Origin of the sequence: Micromonospora sp. NPDC049230 (assembly GCF_040647875.1) — a bacterium.
Classification (GTDB): domain Bacteria; phylum Actinomycetota; class Actinomycetes; order Mycobacteriales; family Micromonosporaceae; genus Micromonospora.
Map to the genome: position 1 here is coordinate 185,632 of NZ_JBEZCZ010000003.1, position 18,910 is coordinate 204,541.

15 protein-coding genes and 1 riboswitch are annotated in these 18,910 nt (G+C 71.6%); of the genes, 12 read left to right on the top strand and 3 right to left on the bottom strand.

The features are described from left to right. The first annotated feature begins 69 nt into the window (after positions 1-69). Positions 70-1,803 carry a hypothetical protein gene (locus tag AB0A95_RS03940; RefSeq protein WP_357554056.1) on the top strand — a complete coding sequence of 578 codons (1,734 nt, stop codon included), beginning with the start codon at positions 70-72 and terminating at the stop codon, positions 1,801-1,803. A gap of 96 nt (positions 1,804-1,899) precedes the next feature. Here AB0A95_RS03940 and AB0A95_RS03945 read toward each other — a convergent pair whose 3' ends face one another. Next, on the bottom strand, positions 1,900-2,451 hold the full coding sequence (locus AB0A95_RS03945) for a GNAT family N-acetyltransferase (RefSeq protein ID WP_357554057.1): 552 nt from the start codon (positions 2,449-2,451) through the stop codon (positions 1,900-1,902). A gap of 58 nt (positions 2,452-2,509) precedes the next feature. On the opposite strand from AB0A95_RS03945, the gene AB0A95_RS03950 reads away from it, so the two are divergent. From AB0A95_RS03950 to AB0A95_RS03975, 6 genes are all read left to right on the top strand, one after another. Beyond that, on the top strand, positions 2,510-2,761 hold the full coding sequence (locus tag AB0A95_RS03950) for an acyl carrier protein (RefSeq protein ID WP_357554058.1): 252 nt from the start codon (positions 2,510-2,512) through the stop codon (positions 2,759-2,761). Beyond that, on the top strand, positions 2,758-4,023 hold the full coding sequence (locus AB0A95_RS03955; protein WP_357554059.1) for an AMP-binding protein: 1,266 nt from the start codon (positions 2,758-2,760) through the stop codon (positions 4,021-4,023). Before AB0A95_RS03950 ends, AB0A95_RS03955 begins: the two co-directional genes overlap by 4 nt. Continuing rightward, on the top strand, positions 4,016-4,771 hold the full coding sequence (locus AB0A95_RS03960) for an SDR family NAD(P)-dependent oxidoreductase (protein ID WP_357554060.1): 756 nt from the start codon (positions 4,016-4,018) through the stop codon (positions 4,769-4,771). The genes AB0A95_RS03955 and AB0A95_RS03960 overlap by 8 nt, the downstream gene beginning before the upstream one ends. After that, positions 4,755-5,342 carry a hypothetical protein gene (locus AB0A95_RS03965; RefSeq protein WP_357554061.1) on the top strand — a complete coding sequence of 196 codons (588 nt, stop codon included), beginning with the start codon at positions 4,755-4,757 and terminating at the stop codon, positions 5,340-5,342. Before AB0A95_RS03960 ends, AB0A95_RS03965 begins: the two co-directional genes overlap by 17 nt. A 211-nt stretch (positions 5,343-5,553) precedes the next feature. Further along, positions 5,554-10,158, top strand: coding sequence for a DUF6531 domain-containing protein (locus AB0A95_RS03970; protein ID WP_357554062.1), 4,605 nt, complete (start codon positions 5,554-5,556; stop codon positions 10,156-10,158). Position 10,159: 1 nt separating this feature from the next. Next, positions 10,160-10,603 (top strand): hypothetical protein, encoded by a 444-nt coding sequence (locus AB0A95_RS03975; RefSeq protein ID WP_357554063.1) that lies wholly within the window; start codon positions 10,160-10,162, stop codon positions 10,601-10,603. Positions 10,604-10,622: 19 nt separating this feature from the next. On the opposite strand, the gene pseI is transcribed toward AB0A95_RS03975, so the two are convergent. Both pseI and AB0A95_RS03985 read right to left on the bottom strand, forming a co-directional pair. Continuing rightward, a complete protein-coding gene (pseI, locus tag AB0A95_RS03980; RefSeq protein ID WP_357554064.1) occupies positions 10,623-11,675 on the bottom strand; it encodes a pseudaminic acid synthase in 1,053 nt (350 codons plus the stop codon). A 136-nt stretch (positions 11,676-11,811) separates the two neighbouring features. After that, entirely contained in the window at positions 11,812-12,981 is a 1,170-nt protein-coding gene (locus AB0A95_RS03985; protein ID WP_357554065.1) for a glycosyltransferase, read from the bottom strand. 277 nt (positions 12,982-13,258) lie between these two features. On the opposite strand from AB0A95_RS03985, the gene AB0A95_RS03990 reads away from it, so the two are divergent. The 5 genes from AB0A95_RS03990 (at position 13,259) to AB0A95_RS04010 (ending at position 18,885) form a co-directional block, all read left to right on the top strand. Next, the gene (locus tag AB0A95_RS03990) at positions 13,259-14,488 is read left to right on the top strand and encodes an acyltransferase (protein WP_357554066.1); all 1,230 of its coding nucleotides are present in this window, start codon (positions 13,259-13,261) and stop codon (positions 14,486-14,488) included. 92 nt (positions 14,489-14,580) lie between these two features. Further along, the gene (locus tag AB0A95_RS03995) at positions 14,581-15,030 is read left to right on the top strand and encodes a hypothetical protein (protein ID WP_357554067.1); all 450 of its coding nucleotides are present in this window, start codon (positions 14,581-14,583) and stop codon (positions 15,028-15,030) included. 133 nt (positions 15,031-15,163) lie between these two features. Beyond that, positions 15,164-15,949 (top strand): hypothetical protein, encoded by a 786-nt coding sequence (locus AB0A95_RS04000; RefSeq protein WP_357554068.1) that lies wholly within the window; start codon positions 15,164-15,166, stop codon positions 15,947-15,949. A 266-nt stretch (positions 15,950-16,215) separates the two neighbouring features. Then, positions 16,216-16,357: riboswitch (cyclic di-AMP (ydaO/yuaA leader) on the top strand. A 245-nt stretch (positions 16,358-16,602) separates the two neighbouring features. Next, on the top strand, positions 16,603-17,430 hold the full coding sequence (locus AB0A95_RS04005) for a C39 family peptidase (protein ID WP_357554069.1): 828 nt from the start codon (positions 16,603-16,605) through the stop codon (positions 17,428-17,430). Between the two features lie 144 nt (positions 17,431-17,574). Continuing rightward, complete coding sequence (locus tag AB0A95_RS04010) at positions 17,575-18,885, top strand: hypothetical protein (protein ID WP_357554070.1); 1,311 nt, start codon at positions 17,575-17,577, stop codon at positions 18,883-18,885. Positions 18,886-18,910: the final 25 nt, after the last annotated feature.

Sequence of the window (18,910 nt, forward strand, 5' to 3'; positions counted from 1 at the left end):
CCGGCGCCGGCCGCGGGCCCGGCGGTCGTGCGCGCGGGACCGGTCCGGCCGGCAGTTCTGGAGGCGTTGATGGCATCCGGTAGCGACGTGATCGAACGGCCGGCGGCGCTGGCGCGGACACCGGACCCCGCACCGGCGCGGCGCTGGCTGGTGCCGGTGCTGCTTGTCGTCGGCTGGGTGATCGGCGTCGCCTGGCGGATGTGGCTGTCCCGGCACATCGTGCTGCCGATCGCGCACACCGACGAGGACAGCTACCTGAACACCGCCCGCGCGCTGGTCGGCGGACCGGGTGGGTTCAGCAGTGAGAACGACCTGCTGCGCCGGGTCGGCTACCCGATGCTGATCTCGCCGGCGTTCCTCGGGGACCGGGACTTTACCGACAGCTACCGGATCGTCCAGCTGATCAACGCGATGGCGAACTCGACGCTGTTGCCACTGGCGTACCTGCTCGGTCGTCGCCTGCTCGTCCTGCGCCGGTCGTACGCGCTGCTCGCCGCTGTCGCGGCGGCGACCCTGCCGGCCACCGCCTTCTACGCGGGCATCGCCATGATCGACACGGTGATGGCGCCGCTGGTGGTCGCCTGGCTGCTCGCCGTACACCGGTGGATCGGGCGGCCCGGTCCGCTCGCCGCCGCCACCGTCGGCCTGCTGGTCGGCGCGTTCCACCTGCTGCACTCCCGCGGCCTGGTCATCGTGGCGGTGCACGCCGGTCTGGTCCTGCTGCTGCTCGTCCGCCGCCGGATCGGCCCGCCCGCGGTGCTCGCGGCGCTGCTGCCGGTGCTCGCCATGGCACTCGTCAACGCCGCCGCCATCCGCCACCTCGGCGACACTGTCTACCTGCTCGGCAGCACGCCCGGCGGGGGCACGGTCGAGGCGGTCGCCTCGGTGCGGGGTGTGGTCCGCGTCGGTGCGGGCGTCACCACCCAACTCTGGTATCTCGTGGTGATCACGTTCGGGATGGCCGGCGTGGCCTGGGCCGCGGCCGTACGGGAGTTGTGGCGCCCACGGCACGGCGACGCGGCCCGCTGGACGATGGGCGTGGCGCTCGTGGTGACCGTCGGGGTGGCCGGCGGGGCGTCGGTGATCCTGGCCGGCATCACCGGTAAGCCACTGGACGCCATCTACGGCCGCTACGTGCAGATGCTGGCGCCGTTCTGGCTGCTGGTCGGGCTCGGGGTGCTGCTCACCGCCGGCCGCCGGGTGGTGCTGCGCCGGGCGGCGGTCGCGGTGGCCCTGCTGGTCGGCGGCGGTGCGCTGATCGCCGCCCGCCTCGCGTACGTGGCCAGCCAGGGGCACCGGTTGCGCTACGGCGGTTTCAGCGCACCGGACCTGGTGGCGTTGACCGGGGGCTGGCGGGAGATGCGGCCGGTGCTCGGATCGCTCGTCGGCGTCGCCGGCTGTCTGCTGCTCGTCGCCGCCGCGCTGGTGCCCCGACTGCGGTGGCCGATGTTCGGTGTGCTCGTCGTGGCCAACCTCGTCACCATGCAGGTGATCGAGCACCGCATCGTGCGGCCGGCCGTCGCGAGCACCGCCCCGACGCCCCGGGTGGCCGACGTCGGCGTACGCCCCGGCGAGCGGGTCTGGGCCTCGACCGGCGTGCACTACGCCCTCCGGTTCAACCTGAGCCACCAGGTGACCTGGACCGACGTCCGGTGGTTCGGCGAGCAGCCGCCGGCCGACGCGCAGGTGGTGTTCGCCCGCTGGGCGCCCGGTCAAGCTGACGACTGGGACGGCACGGCGTACGGCTTCGTCCGGCTCGGCGGCAACCCGGTGCAACACTGGGCGGCCTGGCGACGGGCCTGACCGCCCCGGTGGACACCGCCATTCGTGAACGGCGGATGTCCACCGGGAACACCATTGGTTAATGATTCGGGGCCATTGCCCGAATGGGTACGACAATCAGCGCTGGCGGCGGTCGGCCCGAGCCAGGGAAATCGGGATGACGGTGATTTCCCGGCCGTCGGACAGCTCCTCTCGCGGGGTGCCCTCGACGAATCGGAAACGCCTGTTCATCTGTCGTACGACGGTATTGTGGCCGAGCACCTCGCCGTCGAGTCGGTCCAGGTGCAACCCGTCGAACGCGTACTCGACGGCCTCCCGCATGACCCCCAGCCAGGCGGGCAGCGTGTCATCCCGCTCGGCCAGCCCGTCGGCGTCGAGATAGAAGCCCCACGCCCCCGTGCGGGGGCCGTCGAACCGCAGGTCGAAGAAGGTGACCACGCCACAGGGCCGGTCGTCGCGGACGTACACCAGCACCCGCCGGGACGGATCGCCGCGGACCGCCGACCACCACCTGGTGTGTTCCTCGGCGGTGATCTCGTGGCTGGTCTTGCTGACCTGGCGATTGGTTTCCTGATTACGCCAGGACAACATCAGGTGAACGTCGTCCGCCGTCGCTTCGCGCAGCACGTGCGTCTCGCTTTCCTCGCTCTTCTCGTCCGGTCGGGGCACCTTACCCGGGGCTACCGGGAAAGCGGATAAGCATTGGTCGGGTTGTAGACTGCGGCGCATGAACGAATTGAGTCGCGCGCAGATCCGCGACCTCATGGCTCAGGTGCTGAAGAACCAGGACAGGGAGCTGCCCACCGACGACGCGGCGCAGTTGCGCGAGATTGGTTTCCGGTCGCTCGACTTCTCCGAGTTGGCCCTGCGGGTGGAGGACGAGACGGGGGAGGAGCTCAACTTCGACGCCCCCGGCCTGCGCCGCATCGCCACCGTCGGAGACGTCCTCGACTTCCTCGTCGAGCTTCAGCACCAGTGACCGTCGCGACGGCGCGTGACCCCATCCCCGCGCCCCCGGAGCCGGCCGGTGCCGACAACCGGATCGTCGTCGGCGGTGCCGCGCTGACCTGGCGCGCACTGCCCACGCCGACGCTGCCCGACCCGGCCGCCGTGCTCGCCCACCGCGCCGTGCACGCGCTCACCGCCGCGCGGCAGCACGCCGTGCACGGCACCGAGTTGCTGCTCAGCACCGCGAGTCGGGTCGACGCGGCGATGCGTACGGAGCTGCTGGAGGCCGGGTTCACCGTCGGCGTGCTCGACGACGACGGGCTGCACCCGAGCCTGCCGGCCCGGCCGCGAGCCGCCGAGCCCGGCCGGCTCTGGCTGCTGACGTCGGGCTCGACGGGCCGTCCCAAGCGGGTCGGGCACACCCTCGACACGTTGACCACAGTGCGGGCCGAGCAGCCCGAGCGGACCTGGCTCTGCCCGTACGCCCCCGGCACGTACGCCTGGTGGCAGGTGGTCACCCTGTCGCTGACCCAGCCCGGCCAGCACCTCGTGGTGGTGGAGCCGGACGAGCTGGACGACTGGCCCAGCATCGCCGCCGCGCACGGGGTGGACGCCGCCTCCGGCACCCCCACCTTCTGGCGACGCACCCTCTACCGCGATGCCGACGCGCTGGCCCGGGTGCCGTTGCGCCAGCTCACCCTCGGTGGCGAGCCGGTGGACCAGGCCATCCTGGACCAGCTCCGGGAGGTCTTCCCGACGGCCCGGATCTCCTGGATCTACGCCTCCTCCGAGGTGGGGGCGTCCATTGTGGTGCACGATGGGCGGGCCGGGTTCCCGGTCGACTGGCTGGGCCGGGAAACGCCCGGCCGGCCGACGCTGTCCGTGCGCGACGACGAACTGGTGGTCACCTCCCCACACCACGGGGTCGGGTTGGCCGGCCCGATCCGCACCGGAGACCGGGTGCAGGTGCGCGACGACCGGGTGCTGATCACCGGCCGACTCGACTCCGACGAGATCAACGTCGGCGGCAGCAAGGTCTCCGCCGGTGTGGTCCGCGGTGTGCTGGCCGGGCATCCGGCGGTGGCCTGGGCCCGGGTGACCGGCCGTCGCGCCCCGGTGCTCGGCCGGATGGTGGTCGCCGACGTGGTCCTCACCCCCGCCGACACCACCGTGCCCGACGAAGCGGCGCTGGTCCGCTGGTGCGCCGACCGGCTTCCCGAGCACGCGGTGCCACGCCGGATCCGCGTACTGACCGAGATTCCCGTCAAGGAGACCCTGAAGAGCGATGTCTGACCCCGCCGCCACCCAGCTCGTTCCGCCCAGCACCGTGGTCCTCGTCTCCGGCGGCTCCCGGGGCCTGGGCCTGGCCATCGTCACCGACCTGCTCGACGCGGGCGTACGCGTGGCCGCGTTCGCCCGCACCATCACCCCGGAGCTGGAGAAGCTCGCCGCCGAGCACCCGGACCGGGTACACGCCGGCTCGGTGGACGTCACCGACCTGCGTGCCGCGCAGAGCTTCGTCCGCGAGGTGGAGCAGCGCCTCGGCCCGATCGACGGCATCGTCAACAACGCCGCAATGGGGCAGGACTCCCTGCACGCGCACACCGCCACCGAGGACATCGCCCGGATCATCGAGACCAATCTGACCGCCCCGTTGCAACTGACCCGGCTCGTGATCCGCCGGATGCTCGCCAAGGGGATGCGCGGGCGGATCGTCAACATCACCTCGATCTGCGGGCAGCGCGGTTTCCCGGGCCTGGTCGCGTACTCGGCCACCAAGGGTGGCATGGACGCCGCCACCCGTTCCCTCGCCCGGGAGTTGGGTGGCCGGATGCTCGTCAACTCGGTCGCGCCCGGCTTCTTCGCCTCGGAGATGTCCGCCGTGCTCGGCCCGACCCAGCTCGACCAGATCGTGCGCCGCACCCCGACCGGTCACCTGACCGAGCCGGTGGAGGTGACGCCGGTGGTGCGGATGCTGCTGCGGGAACACACAAACATCAACGGCCAGGTCATCGTGGTCGACGGTGCCGCCGCCATCTGACCCGGACCGGCTGGTCCGCCCCCGCCCGGTGCCGGGGCTGCTCGCCGCCGCCGAGCAGCACCTGCGGATCGGTGTACCCGAGGACCTGACCGACGCGGTGACCCGCAGCCACCTCGACGACGGGCGCTGCGTCGGCTGGTACGGACCCCGGACGCCCGGCTGGCGGGTGGCCATCGACGCGGAACGCGCGGACGCCCCGGTGCCTCCGGCGCTGGCCCGCCGGTTCGGGGTGGAGGACTTCTGGGCGCGGTGGACCCGCGCCGAGTGCTGCTGCAAGCTGGCCGACGTGCCGGTGGCGGCCTGGTGGCGGCGACACGGCCTGAGCACGCCGGCCGACGGATCAGCGCTATGGCGAACCCTGCGGGTGGCCGACCTGGTGGTCACCGTCGGCGTCGCCCCCGCGCCCGGCGTCGTGCCAGCGCAGCAGACGGGCCGTGTCTGGCGCGGCTCGGTGTCCGCGGCACCCTGTAGAGCTGCCCCACAGCTGGGGCAGCCGCGCGCCGTCGGAACGCGGAGCCGGCGGTGTGCCGCGACAGGAGGACCGCCCCCTGCCCAACCTTGTGCTGGGTAATCAGGGGTTGTCGGCGCCGCTGTCAAGGCGTTGGAGATCGGCTCCTTGGTCGCGGGTCTGTGGTGGTTCGTCGCGATCCTCGCGGCCGAGGGCCGCAACGGCAGGTACGCAGCGGCCCTCAAACCAGCTCATCCCGCGATACCCGTGTCGGATTGTCTACCCATGCGTCGGTGTGCGGCGGTCTCGGTGTGGCCTGCTCAGATGGCGTGAATTGCGACTGAAGCATCGGTCACAGTTCGTCGAATGTCTATGTTCGAATGGCTGTGGGGTGACCTCAGCGGAGTTCGCCCTTCGTCAGTCGGTGCCCCGCGGACAGCTGCCGTGTGTCGGGCGCCGCGAGGGCTGCGGGCTGGTTGGCGTGGACACGGGGGAGGTCCGGGCGGTGGCTGAGTTTCCGGCGCATCTGTTTCGGATGGATGGTGATCCGTCGGCGATTCGGTCGTCGGCGGGGCGGTGGGAGGGTTTTGGTTCGGCGGCGTCGCAGGCGGCAGCCCAGATCTCGGGTTTGGATACGAGTCAGTTCGTGGGGCCGGAGGCGGATCTGTTCCGGGAGGGGCTGAATGCCCAGATGCCGGGGCATTTGCGGGTGACCGGTGATGCGTTCGGTCGGGTGTCGAGCGGGTTGGTGGCGTTCGCGGGGTCGTTGTCGTCGTTGCAGGATCGGATGCGTCCGGTGGCGCAGCGTGCGCCGGGTTTGTGGGCGGCGTTGCAGGCGGCGCGGGGGCGGTCCGACCGCGCCGAGCAGGCTGACAAGCGCCATGAGCGGGAGGTCGCGGATCGGCCGCCGGAGGCGGCGGCGGAGCCGGACACGTATCGGTCGGATGCGGGTGCGGCGGGTGCGGCGTTGTCGCAGGCGCAGCGGGCGTGGGACGAGTGTGTGGCGCAGGCGGGGGCGTTGCGGGGTGAGTTGGCCGCGGCGGTGCGTGATTGCGTGCGGGTGGTCAATGACGCCAAGGGTCTGCGGTTCAAGGAGAATCCGAAGTGGTGGGATCTGAAGGGTCAGTTCACCAACTTCGTCCGCGACAATCAGGAGTTGTTGGCGCAGCTGTCGGGCGCGTTGAAGATCGTTTCTTTGGTCGCGGGGTTGTTGTCGTTCATTCCGATCCTCGCGCCGATCATGGGGCCGATCGCCATTGCCGCTGGTGCGGCGGCTCTGCTCATCGACGCGTCGATCTATGCGGCGACGGGTAAGGGCAGTCTCACTAACCTGTTGATCGACACGGTGCTCACCGTCGTGCCCATCGGCCGGCTCGCGGCGCTCGGTAGGCCGGTTCTGGCTCTGGCCAAGCGGGGGTTGCCGGCGCTGGCTCGGGGGTTGACGAAGGCGCGGGCGGCGCTGCCGAGCATGCCGCGGCCGAGCATTCCGCTGGGGTTGCGCAAGTGCGCGGGTGATCCGATCGACGTGGCCAGCGGCGAGGTGGTGCTCACCCAGACCGACGCCGAGCTGCCCGGCCTGTTGCCGCTGGTGCTGACTCGTAGTCACGTGTCGTCGTACCGGGTGGGTCGGTGGTTCGGGCCGTCCTGGGCGTCCACCCTCGACCAGCGCATCGAGGTCGACGACGACGGGGTCTGTTTCGTCGCCGAGGACGGCATGGTCCTCACCTACCCGACCCCGGACGGTGTCGGAGCGCATACCTTGCCGGAGACGGGTCCCCGGTGGCCGCTCACCCCGACCGCCGACGGCTACCGGATCGACCAGCCTGAGACCGGTCGCGCGCTGCATTTCCGGGCGGTGCCGGACCAGCCTGAGCCGGCGGGTGAGGGCGGTCCCGTCGAGGTGTTGCCGCTGGTGGCGGTGAGCGACCGCAACGGTCATCGGATCGACCTGGACTGGTCCGACGGGGTGGTCGCCGAGGTTCGGCACAGTGGTGGGTATCGGATCGCTGTCGACACCCTGCACGGTCAGGTCGCGGCGTTGAGCCTGCTGGACGCCGAATCTTCCGGTGCGGCCCGGACCTTGGTGCGGTACGGCTACGACGAGGGCGGCCGTCTCGCCGAGGTGGTCAACTCGTCGGGGTTGCCGCTGCGGTTCGGCTATGACGACGAGGGTCGGTTGGTTCGCTGGCAGGACCGTAACGAGCAGGAGTATTGCTACACCTACGACGCGCAGGGCCGTTGTGTGGCTGCGACCGGCTCGGGCGGGTATCTGTCCGCGCGGCTGCACTACGACCCGGTCGCGCGGACGACCGCGGTGGGCGACTCGCTCGGCCACACCACGATCTACGAGCTGACCGAACGCGGCCAGACCGAACGGGTCACCGACCCGTTGGGCCATGTCACGGCCTTCACCTGGGATGCTTTCGATCGGAAGCTGTCCGAGACCGATGCGCTGGGGCTCACGACTCGTTGGTCCTACGATGACGACGGCAACCTGGTCGAGGTCACCCGCCCGGACGGGTCGCGGGCGTCCGCGTCGTACGACGAGCTGCGTCAGCCGGTCGTGGTCACCGACGTCGACGGCGCGCTCTGGCGGCGCGAGTACGACGAGCGCGGCAACCTGACAATGGTCACCGACCCGATCGGCGCGGTCACCCGCTACCGCTACGACGAGGTCGGCCACCTCGCGCAGGTGACCGACGCCCTCGGCAACACCCTGCTGGCGACCACCGACCCGACCGGGCTGATCAGCTCGGTCACCGAGCCCACCGGCGCGGTGACGACCTACCGACGGGACTCGGCCGGACGCGTTGCCGAGGTGATCGACCCACTCGGGAGCACCACTCGTCAGGGCTGGACCGCCGAGGGACGCCTGGCCTGGCGGCGCGGCCCGGACGGGGCGAGCGAGGAGTGGACCTACGACCCGGAAGGCAACCTGGTCAGCCACACCGACCAGACCGGCGCGACCACCGAGTTCGAGATCGGGCACTTCGACCTCATGGTGGCGCGTACCGGGCCGGACGGCGCGCGGCTGACCTTCGGTTACGACACCGAGTTGCGGCTCACCTCGGTCACCAACGCGCAGGGCCTCGTTTGGCGCTACGACTACGACCCGGCGGGTCGGCTGATCGCCGAGACCGACTTCAACGGCCGGACGCAGTCGTACACCCTTGATGCCGCCGGCCAGGTGGTGGCCCGCACCAACGGCGCCGGTCAGAGCATCGAACTGGTCCGCGACCAGCTCGGTAACGTCGTGGAGAAGCGCACCGCCGAGGGCATCACCACCTTTGGGTATGACCCGCTGGGCCGGTTGCTGCATGCCACCAGACCCGAGGTCGGGCTCCGGTTCGACCGCGACCCGTGCGGCCGGGTGCTCGCCGAGACCCGCGACGGGCAGACCGTGACCTCGTCCTACGACGCGCTCGGCCGACGGACGTGTCGACGAACCCCGTCCGGGGTCGAGAGTGTCTGGGAGTACGACGCCGGCCACCGGCCGGTGGTGTTGCGCACCGGCGGTGCCACGGTCAGCTTCACCCACGACGCGGCCGGCCGGGAGACCCGACGCGCGGTCGGCAGCCTCGCTCTCACCCAGAGCTGGGACGCCAGCCACCGGCTGCTCTCCCAGATCCTCACCGCGAGTCCAGCGGGGCCAGCCGCGGTGCCGGACCTGGTCGCGCACCGGGCCTACCGGTATCGCGCCGACGGCTACCTCACCGACATCGCCGACCAGTTCACCGGCGAGCACCGGCTGGAGCTCGACCAGGCCGGCCGAATCACCGCCGTCCAGGCCGACGAATGGACCGAGCGGTACGCCTACGACGGGGCCGGCAACGTGGCCAGCGCCGCCTGGCCCGGTTCAGAGGACGACCGCGCGGCTCGGGGTGAGCGGGAGTACACGGGCACCCTGGTCCGGCGGGCCGGGAACGTGCGGTACGAGTACGACGCCGCTGGCCGGGTCACGTTGCGACAGCGCAAGGAGCGCTCGACCAAGCCGTCGACCTGGCGCTACACCTGGGACAGCGAGGACCGGCTGGTCACCGTCACCACACCGGACGGCACCCGCTGGCGCTACCGATACGACGCGCTCGGTCGCCGGGTAGCTAAGCAGCGACTCGACGCCGACGGCGGTGTGGTCGAGCAGGTCGACTTCGCGTGGGATGGCCCGCGTCTGATCGAGCAAACCCACGGTGGGCCAGCCGGCGACAGGACCAGCACCTGGGAGTACGCCCCCGGCACATTCACCCCGATCAGCCAGACCGACGGCCAGGGCGATCAGGACGAGGTCGACCGCCGCTTCTACGCGATCGTGACCGACCTTGTCGGCACGCCCACCGAGCTGATCAGCCCGGACGGCACTGTCGCCTGGCAGCAACGAACCACCATCTGGGGCATCCCGACCCACACCAGCCCCACCGGCGCGGACTGTCCCCTGCGCTTCGCTGGCCAGATCCACGACCCGGAAACCGGCGCCTTTTCCAACTACCACCGTTACTACGATCCGGACACTGCCCGGTATTTCTCCGCCGACCCACTCGGTCTTGATGCGGGGCCGGACCCGCATGCCTACGTCGACAACCCGACTCATCGTATTGATCCATTGGGTCTTGCCCCCTGCCGGATTCCGCACCGTTCCACCCCGCGGATGGAAGACGGAAATCTCAAGGAGGGGTGGATCCACGTGGATGCCCGGCATGTTTCCGGCAACCACCCGAGTGGGCCGGGGGACTTGTTCGCAAGCGGGACGACGCGCGATCAGCTCACGGCTGCGGCCGAGACCATCGTCCAACGGGGAACCCGAGTCTCGGACCCGGCTCGCCGGCTTCAGACCTTCGAGAAGAAGATGAAGATTAACGGTGTTCGGGACTGGGTGCGGGTGATTGTCGATTCCGACGACGCCAATCGCGTTATCACCATCTTTCCGGTCCGTCAGGGAGTCTAGCGTGCGCTTCGAGTTCTCACGGCACCACGATGGGGCGGCCGCGTCGTCGTTCGACCTGGGTGACCTGCGACTGGTCCTGGATTCAGCGGACGTCTCGTCGGCCGGTCATCGACCCAGCAGGTCAATGATGATCTACTTGGCCATCGTTCACCTGGTGGACGGTCTCTCGGAGATGGCCGAAGGACATTCCTCGCGCTTCCGGTTCGTGGGTCCCGACTCGTCGTTCTCGTTGGACTTCCGGCGAAAGAATGATGTGCTGACCGTGACGGCCGGAAACGCATTGGTGGGCGCCGTCCCGATGTCGGAGGTCCTCGCTGCCCTGCTGGCCGGGATAACAACCTTCTTGACGGATCCCGACAACGCGCTCGCCGCCAACGAATCAGTGGTCGAGGACCTGGAGTCGGCGGTGCGCCGGCTGCGTGGGGTGGCGAGTTCGTCCCGATGACGGCCGGCCAGCCGCACCGTCAGATCAGGTCCCAGCTCAGCGGAGTGCCGCGCGGGACGTCGGTGGCGAAGGTGCGGCCCAGCACCCGGTCGATCTCCACGGGGGGCAGCCCGCCGGCCGGTCGGATCGAGCGGACGTTCTGCGAGGTCACCGGGTCACCGGCGCGGACGTCCTCGACCACGAAGAGCGACCGGCGGAACCGCAGCCCCTCCCGTTCGGCCGGGGTCGGGCCGATCGCGGTGCCACCCAGCGCCGCGTACGCCCGCTCGGACTCGGCGACAAGCGCCGTCAGCTCCGCCGGGTTCAGCGAGAAGTCCGAGTCCACGCCGCCGTCGGCCCGGTCCAGCGTGACGTGCTTCTCGATGAAGCAGGCGCCGAGCGCCACCGAGGCGACCGCCACCCCGATGCCGGGCGTGTGGTCGGACAGCCCGACCGGCACGTCGAACGCACCGGCCAGCACCGGCAACCGGCGCAGGTTGCTGTCGGCCGGCGGCGCCGGGTAGGACGCGGTGCAGGCCAGCAGGACGATGCCCGCCGCGCCGCCGGCACGGGCCGTGCGCACCGCGGCGTCGATCTCGGCGACCGTCGCCATCCCCGTGGAGATCACCATCGGCTTGCCGGTGCTGGCCACGAGCCGGATCAGCGGCAGGTCGACAAGCTCCGAAGAAGCGATCTTGTACGCGGGCGCGTCCAGCGACTCCAGCAGCTCCACCGCCGTCGCGTCGAACGGTGACGAGAAGACGGTCAGGCCACGCTCGCGGGCCCGTTCGAAGATCGGGGCGTGCCACTCGTACGGGGTGTGCGCCCGCTCGTAGAGGCGGTAGAGGTTCTCCCCGCCCCACAACTCGTGCCCGCTGGAGATCCGGAACGCCGGGGTGTCGACGTCGATGGTGATGGTGTCCGGCCGATACGTCTGGAGCTTCAGGGCGTGCGCCCCGCTCTCGGCCACCGCGTCGACGATGGCCAGCGCCCGGTCCAGATCGCCGTTGTGGTTGCCGGACATCTCGGCGACCACGAACGGTCGCTCCCCGGCACCGACCAGGTGCGGTCCGATCTTGATTGTCGCCGTCATTCCGACCTCTGCTCACTGTTGCCCGCACCCGCGTGCGGTGGTGCTGCTGTCGTCGTCCACCCGGCGGGCGGACGACCTGGAGGACCAGTGCGCCGGGAGCCGACCCGGCTCCCGGCGTGGTCTGTGGTGGGCGCTGTCACGGCAGGCGGCCCCCGGCCAACGCGTCACGCCGATCCGGCACCGTGTCGTCGTCGCGTGTCGTCGCGACGTCCGCCGTTCGCCCCGGGTCGTCGTCGGCGCTGACCGCACCGGCCGCGGTGCCGCCGCCACCCGCCGGGGCACCACGGCGCAGGCGACCGGCGACCCGGTGGGCCTGGCGAAGTGCCGAGTACGCCAGCCAGTCGCCGCGCCCGACGAGGCGGTGCTTGAGCCCGGTCACGCCCGACGGCAGCGGGTAGCCGCCGGTGGGCAGGTACCGACGGTAGTGTGCGGCGGCCCGGTGGAAGAAGTCCCGCCGCAGGTGCGGGTGCAGCCGGTCGTCGTTGCCCACCACCACCAGGTAGTGGTTGATCATCAACTGGAACAGTTCGGCCTGCCACCGCTCGTCCGGGTGCTTGCGGGCGACCCAGTCCAACAGGCGCTCGTACTGGGCGAACGCGTCGAAGTGCCGGCCACTGCGGGTGGACGTGATCGCGCCGTGGCGGCCCTGCCGGTACAGGTAGCAGACCCGGTCCAGCACGGAGATCTTCTCCGCGCCGATCAGCAGCGGGTGGCTGAACGGGATGTCCTCGTACCAGCCGGGGAAGAACCGCAGCTCCAACTGGTCCAGGAAGTCCCGGCGGACCACCTTGTTCCAGGCGGTGTGCTGCACCCGCAGCAGCCGCGGCTGGTCGGCCAGACGGGTCACGCCGGGAATGCCGCGCAGCAGGTGACTGCTCGCGTCGACCTCCCGCCGGCCGTCCTCGTGCACCCGCAGGTGGTCGAGCATCAGCACGTCGGGCTGGTGCTGGCGCAGCCGGTCCAGCACCGCGGCGATAGTGCCGGCGGGCAACCAGTCGTCGCTGTCGACGAACCAGACGTACCGGCCGGCGGCCACGTCCAGCCCGGCGTTGCGGGCCAGGCCCAGACCCACGTTGCTGCCCAGGTGCACGACACGGACACCGTCGTGGCCGGCGGCGTACGAGCGGAGCATGTCGCCGCAGCCGTCCGGGGAGGCGTCGTCGACCGCGACCACCTCGACCGCGTCCGACTCACCCGCCGGGATGCCGGCCCGGATCGACTCAAGGCACTGGTACAGGTACGCCTCGACGCCGTAGACGGGCACGACGATGCTCAGCAGCGGTGCGTGCGTCGGCTCATTGACCACGCCCGCCACCCTCGACGACCCGGGTGGCCGGCCCCGGAACCGTGCGTGGCCGACGATGGTGGAGTCGCTGAACTCCCGCCCAGCAGAAGGTTAACGACGACCGGCGGAACCAGGCCCGCGATGGGCGGGACGCGTCCGGTTCACCCGGGAGTGACCCGGTAGGGTGCCCCGGGTGCGGCCCTGCCGGGCCGTCGCGGGCGTCGCCGTCGCGCCGTCCACGCCGCGCCGAGGAGGATACGAACGTGCTGGTGACCCTGCCAAGCCTCGGTATCCCCGCATGACGAGCACCGACGCGGTGTCCACCGCCCGGCCCGGCCCCGCGCCGGCCCGGCTGCCCTCGCTGACCGGGCTGCGGTGGATCGCCGCGTTGCTGGTCTTCGGTTTCCACGCCGGCACCATGCGGATCATCGCCGAGCCGGACTACAAGGCCGTTGTCGACAAGGTGTTCAGCCTCGGCCTGTCCGGGGTGCAGTTCTTCTTCATCCTCAGCGGGTTCGTGCTCGTCTGGTCGGCTCGCGAGGGCGACTCCCGGCGCACCTTCTGGCGGCGACGGGTTGCCAAGATCTACCCCAACCACCTGGTGCTGTTCGGGGCGACGGTGCTCGTCGCCTGGTGGTTCGCCGACCCGGTCCTGCCGGCGGCAGCGTTGGAGAACGTGTTGCTGTTGCAGGCCTGGGACCCCCGGCCGGGCTGGTTCTACAGCATCAACACGGTGAGTTGGTCGCTCTCCTGCGAGTTCTTCTTCTACCTCTGTCTGCCGCTGGTGCTGCCGTTGCTGCGCCGGGCCCGGCCGAAGCTGCTCGTCGTGCTGATCGTCGCGCTGCCCCTGCTGATCCTCGCGCTCTGGCCGGCCCAGCACCTGGTGCCGGAGGTGAGCCGGTGGTGGTTCACCCAGATCTTCCCCCCGGCACGGTCGCTGGAGTTCTGGTTGGGCGCGGTGGCGGCCGAGCTGATGCGCCGGGGGCTCTGGCGCGGCCCGGGGCTGACCTGGGCCAGTGTGATCTTCGTGGGCATCTGGGCGGTGGCCGCGCAGTGGATCCCCGCGGAGCTGTGGACCACGCTGCTCGCTGTCGCGTACCTGCTGGTGATCGCCGCCGCCGCCGATGCGGACGTGCGGGGCAGGCGGTCGCCGTGGCGGTCCCGGCCGCTGGTCTGGCTCGGCGAGGTCTCGTTCGCCTTCTACCTGGTCCACGTGCTGGTGATGACGAGCGTGCTGCGCTTCACCGGTGACTGGGGGACCGGCTTCGAGGGCTGGCGCGGCCCGGCCGTGGTGCTCGGCTTCCTGCTGGTGAACCTGGTCCTCGCCGGGCTGCTGCACCGCTTCGTCGAGACCCCGATGATGCGCCGGCTCGCACCGCGCCGTCCGGCCCGACAGGTGTCCGTGCCCGGACAACGCACCGCCGCGACCCAGGCCGCCGCCGACGCGACCGGCGGCGGCGGTGCCCGAACCGAGCCCGGCGGGCCCGACCAGACCGACAGTCGATCGACGTACGCGGACACCCGCTGACACTGTCCACCCAGGTCAGCGTCTCGGCGCGGCGTGCGCCGACACGCCCGTGGTCGATGCGTCAGGCACCGGCACGACGGTAGCGTGGGGACGTGCTTCCGGTCGCGTTCACCTGTCCGCTGTGGTGGGTGGCGCGCTGGGCGACACGGGTGCTGACCAGCCTCGCCGTCGTCGCGGCCCTGGCGCTCGGCGCGGGCCCGGCCTCGGCCGCCGCACCGACGCCAGGCGCCCTACCAGGCCTGAGCGCCGTGCCGAGCCAGAGCGCGGTGCTGTCGCAGTTCGGCTCCGGTTCGCTCGCGACGTCCTGCCAGCCCACCTGGCGAGCCGCGGCCGAGGATGCCGCGCACCCGGTGCCGGCGGCCCGTGCGGGTGTCGCCGAAGGGGTCTTCCCGGCTTGGTCGGTCGATGCGCAACCGGCTCTTCCCGGCGCCCAGGGCGCCATCGCGACCGGCGTGCTGCCGGTGTGCGAGACCAGGTCCGACCGGCTGCCGCTCGTCGACGGTCTGCACAGCTCGCCGCCCCGGGGCCCACCCGGGCGCTGAGCCATCCGGGACACGCGTCCCGTCGCCGCGCCCTGTCGACCCACCAGCTCCGCACCCTGCCGATCCGTGGCCCGCCGTGGCCGGGCGGCCGGTGGGGCTCCCACCGCTCTGCTTCCTCCGCGAGGTGCCGACCATGGAGACAACCGTTTTCTACCAGTTCGTAACCGAGGTGCCGCAGGCCGCTGCCATCTGGTCGGCCCTGTTCCTGCTGGCGCTCGGCGTACTCGCCGTGCTTGTCGCCCGGCCCGAACGGGACCGACCCGCCGACGACCCGTCGCCGCCCGTCCCGACCGCCCGCGAGGTGGCCGCGGCCGAAACCGTCGACAGGCACCGGTACGCCGAGGAGGTGGCAGTCGCCGCGGCCGGCGCTGCCAGGACGGCCGGGCGGCGACGGGATGCCTGGCTGACGGCTCAGGACCAGATGGAACGGGCCTGGGCGCGCTACGACAAGGCGGACACCGCCGCGCGTCGCTTCGCGGGGTCCGGGGCGCTACCCACCCCGGGTACCCCCCGCACCCCCGCCGAGTACGCCTCGCGGGAGCGCTACCTGCACCGCGCGGCGACGGCGGCGTACTGGCGGGGTGACCTGACCATGGCGCAGCTCGGTGACGTCTTCGGGCGACGGGGCTGGGATCCCCGGCGGCACCCGGTCGAGCAGGAGGCCCTGCTCAGCCGGGCGATCCGGGACGCGAGGCTGGCCGACTACCAGGCCGCGGCCACGGCGGAGCGGGCCGCCTGGCGGGATGCGGACCTGGCCGCCTCCTCGGCGCGTACCCTCGTCGCGGAGGCGGCCACGGCGGTTGCCCGGTTGCGGCCGAGCCCGGCACCCGCCCGCCGGTTGGTGCGCGGGGTGCCCCGGCCCGCCGTGGTGGCTCGCTGGCGCCCGGCCCGTGCCCTTCGAGCCCGATCCGTTATGTGAGCCCGGTCACGGGATTTGCGATTCGGGCGTCCGGCACGATCGGCTCGATTTTTCCCGGGATTGTGGCCGCATTGTCGGCGGCCTGTCCGGTTGTCGACCGTAGGCGCCGCCGTAACCGGTTGTCCCATCGAGTCACGTCATCGGCAATACGCGCAGAAATTGCGGCGCGTATTGAGGTTTACGCAGGTGAGGACGGCTTGGCAGGGTGCGGACGGGCCAGTAGTGTCGTCCCGTCCGGTGCGGTAACCGATCGCAAGAGGCGACGCCGCGCCGACCCGCTCAATCGTGATCAACGAACCGGGGACCCATCAGTAAGTCCGGGGTGAATCCGCGAGCCACGGCCCGCGGTAGGGCGATCTTCCCGCCCGAATCCGTCAGCTAACCCGGTAGGCGGTGTCGGAAGGAGTTCCAAACTCGTGCAGCACCTTTCCACCCCTCGGCTGTTCCCTCGCCTCCACGGCGCAGCGGTGCCCCCGCTCATCCGTCCAGTGACGGTGAGCTGACCCCCCGGGTCATCGCCTCTCCCGCCCGGCCGTGCCGGGCGTTCCCCTGAGCGGTTCACCATCCGCGGACCACGGTCCGCGCGCTGGCGCCTGCCCGGACGCCGATCGCGCCCCGGTGTGCCGCTCTCCCCCCGATCCGTGGAGGACCCCGTGAAGCACACCATGCAGCGTCAGCTCCGCCGCATCGCGACCGAGCGCCCGTACCAGATCGTCGCCGCCTCCGCCGCGGCCCTCGTGCTCGCCGCCACCACCGGCACCCTGCTCACCGTCGCCGACGACGCCCCGGCCGCTCAGCGCACCGCGACCACTGTCGCCGAGATGCGCAGCGACGTCACCACCTCGCACGACGACGCCTCCCCGTTGGCCAGCGCCGCGCCGTCCAGCGCCGCCCCGGCCACCAGCGCCCCGGCGCCCGCCGCCAAGGTCAGCAGCAACCCGGATCTGACCCGCAAGCCGACGCGGCCGAAGCCGCCCGCGACAAAGGTCCTCGACTACGAGTACGAGGCGCAGAACACGTACTACAACTGCGGCCCGGCGGCCACCCGCAACGCGCTCAGCGCCACCGGGATCGACCGCACCCAGGAGGAACTCGCGGCCGAACTGGGCACCACCGAGATGGGCACCAACTCGGCCGAGGACACCACCCGGGCGCTCAACGCCGAGGTGAAGGGTTCCCCGTACCGGACCCGGATGTTCCCCAGCGCGCCCAGCCCGGCGCAGATGGACCGGCTCCAGGCCGACGTCGTCCGGGCCATCACCGACGGCCGGGGTGTGGTGGCCAACGTCGTCGGCGACGCCACCGACACCGACGGCAGCTGGCATTCCTACGGCGGCGGCCACTACGTCGCCGTCGTCGGTTACAAGGACAACGGTCGCACCGTGCGGATCGCCGACTCGGCGAACCCGACCGACCCGTCGTACTGGATCACCACCATCGACCTGGCCAACTGGATCACCAGCCGGGGCTACTCCGCCTGACCCAGGCGCACCGACCGCCGCGGGCGTCGTCCCCCACGAGGGGCCGACGCCCGCGGCGTCTCTTCCGCCGGCCCGGGGTACGTCCCCTCCGTCGCGGGTGCGAAACCCGTGGTGGCGCCGCACCCCGACGTCTACCATCCCGCGGTGATGTCCACTGTTGAGCATGCCCTGATCACCACCGTGAGCCTGAACGTCGTCGACACCCGACTCGACGACGCGGCAGGTCGCTGCCGGCCGCTCGTCGCGTCGCTCGGCGCGGTCAGCCTCACGGCGTCCCGAACCGAGGTCGACGGCCCCCGCAGCGGGGTGAACCTGGACCTGACGCTGACGCCGGCCGCCCCGTCGGCGTCCGGCGGGGAGGCGGTGCGGCAGCTGGCCGCCCCGCTGCTGGAGCGCTTCCGGTGGGGCCGTGGTGACCTGGACGTCGTGGAATCGGCGGCGGGCTACCCGATGGGTTTCGCCGCCGGTCGGGAGCGGACGACCGACGGGGTGACGCCGTTGAGCGTGTCCGTCGGCGCGGTCGGTGACACCGCGGAGCAGTGGTGGGATCCACCGGAGTGGCTGCCCGCCGACGCATCGGTCCTCGCCGTCCGGCGCCGGGTCAGGCGACTGCCGGTGGCGGCGTCCGACGACGACGTGGTGGTCCGGGTGCACGCCCGGCTGACGGCCCCGGATCTCGACACCGCCCTGGTCCGCTGCCTTCCACTGCTCGGGAGGGCGGACGTGTGGTCCGTCGACCTGCACCCGGTGGCGGTCGACGGGGGCGGCGTCTGGGGTCTGGCGCTGCTCCTGGTGCTGCCCCTGGTCGAGGTGTCACCGCAGGCTCCATTCGGGACCGGGGTGGACGCCCTGGCCGCCGAGTTCGGATTGCTGACGGGGCGCCTGCGCAGGTCGCCGCTCGGCGTCTGGATGGTGGCGGCGATGGAGGCGACCCGGCCGCTCACCGATGCGCCGACGGTCGAGGCGCTCTACGTGCGGACCGGCATCGACCCGTTCGACCCCGGGCCGGTTGATCGGCCGGTGGAGACCCGGGAGATGGGGCTGCGGGGCCGGGAGAAGGACGGTCCGGACGAGGCCGAGTTGGCCAACGCGATCGAGGAGGCGTTGCGGGACGCCGTACGGGTCGTGCTGACCGTCGACGTCGTCGGGCCGGTCGCGGACGCCGCGGCCGTCGTCCGGGACGTCGTCGGGATCGACGAGGAGGACATCGAGTCGATCAGTAGCGAGACCCTCGCCGACGGGCGGCGGAGAATCGTGGCACACCTCGGGGCCACGATGATGAGCGCCGAGGAGGTGCTGCGGTTCGTCGTCGCCTCCACCGAACTCCAACCGTGGGAGTTCTCGCTCCCCGAGTCGGCAGACGGTCTCGCGGCAGCCGAGTGGCAGGGGCCGTCCGGCACGTCCGGCATCGTCCGGATCGAGCTGAACGCGGGGAAACGGCTCGGCTTGAGCTAGCCCTCTCGCCGGGCCCGACAGTCCG

Coding starts and splice junctions, on each gene's coding strand:
- AB0A95_RS03940 (WP_357554056.1), top strand. CDS start 70: ATGGCATCCGGTAGCGACGTGATCGAACGGCCGGCGGCGCTGGCGCGG.
- AB0A95_RS03950 (WP_357554058.1), top strand. CDS start 2,510: ATGAACGAATTGAGTCGCGCGCAGATCCGCGACCTCATGGCTCAGGTG.
- AB0A95_RS03960 (WP_357554060.1), top strand. CDS start 4,016: ATGTCTGACCCCGCCGCCACCCAGCTCGTTCCGCCCAGCACCGTGGTC.
- pseI (WP_357554064.1), bottom strand. CDS start 11,675: ATGACGGCGACAATCAAGATCGGACCGCACCTGGTCGGTGCCGGGGAG.
- AB0A95_RS03990 (WP_357554066.1), top strand. CDS start 13,259: ATGACGAGCACCGACGCGGTGTCCACCGCCCGGCCCGGCCCCGCGCCG.
- AB0A95_RS04000 (WP_357554068.1), top strand. CDS start 15,164: ATGGAGACAACCGTTTTCTACCAGTTCGTAACCGAGGTGCCGCAGGCC.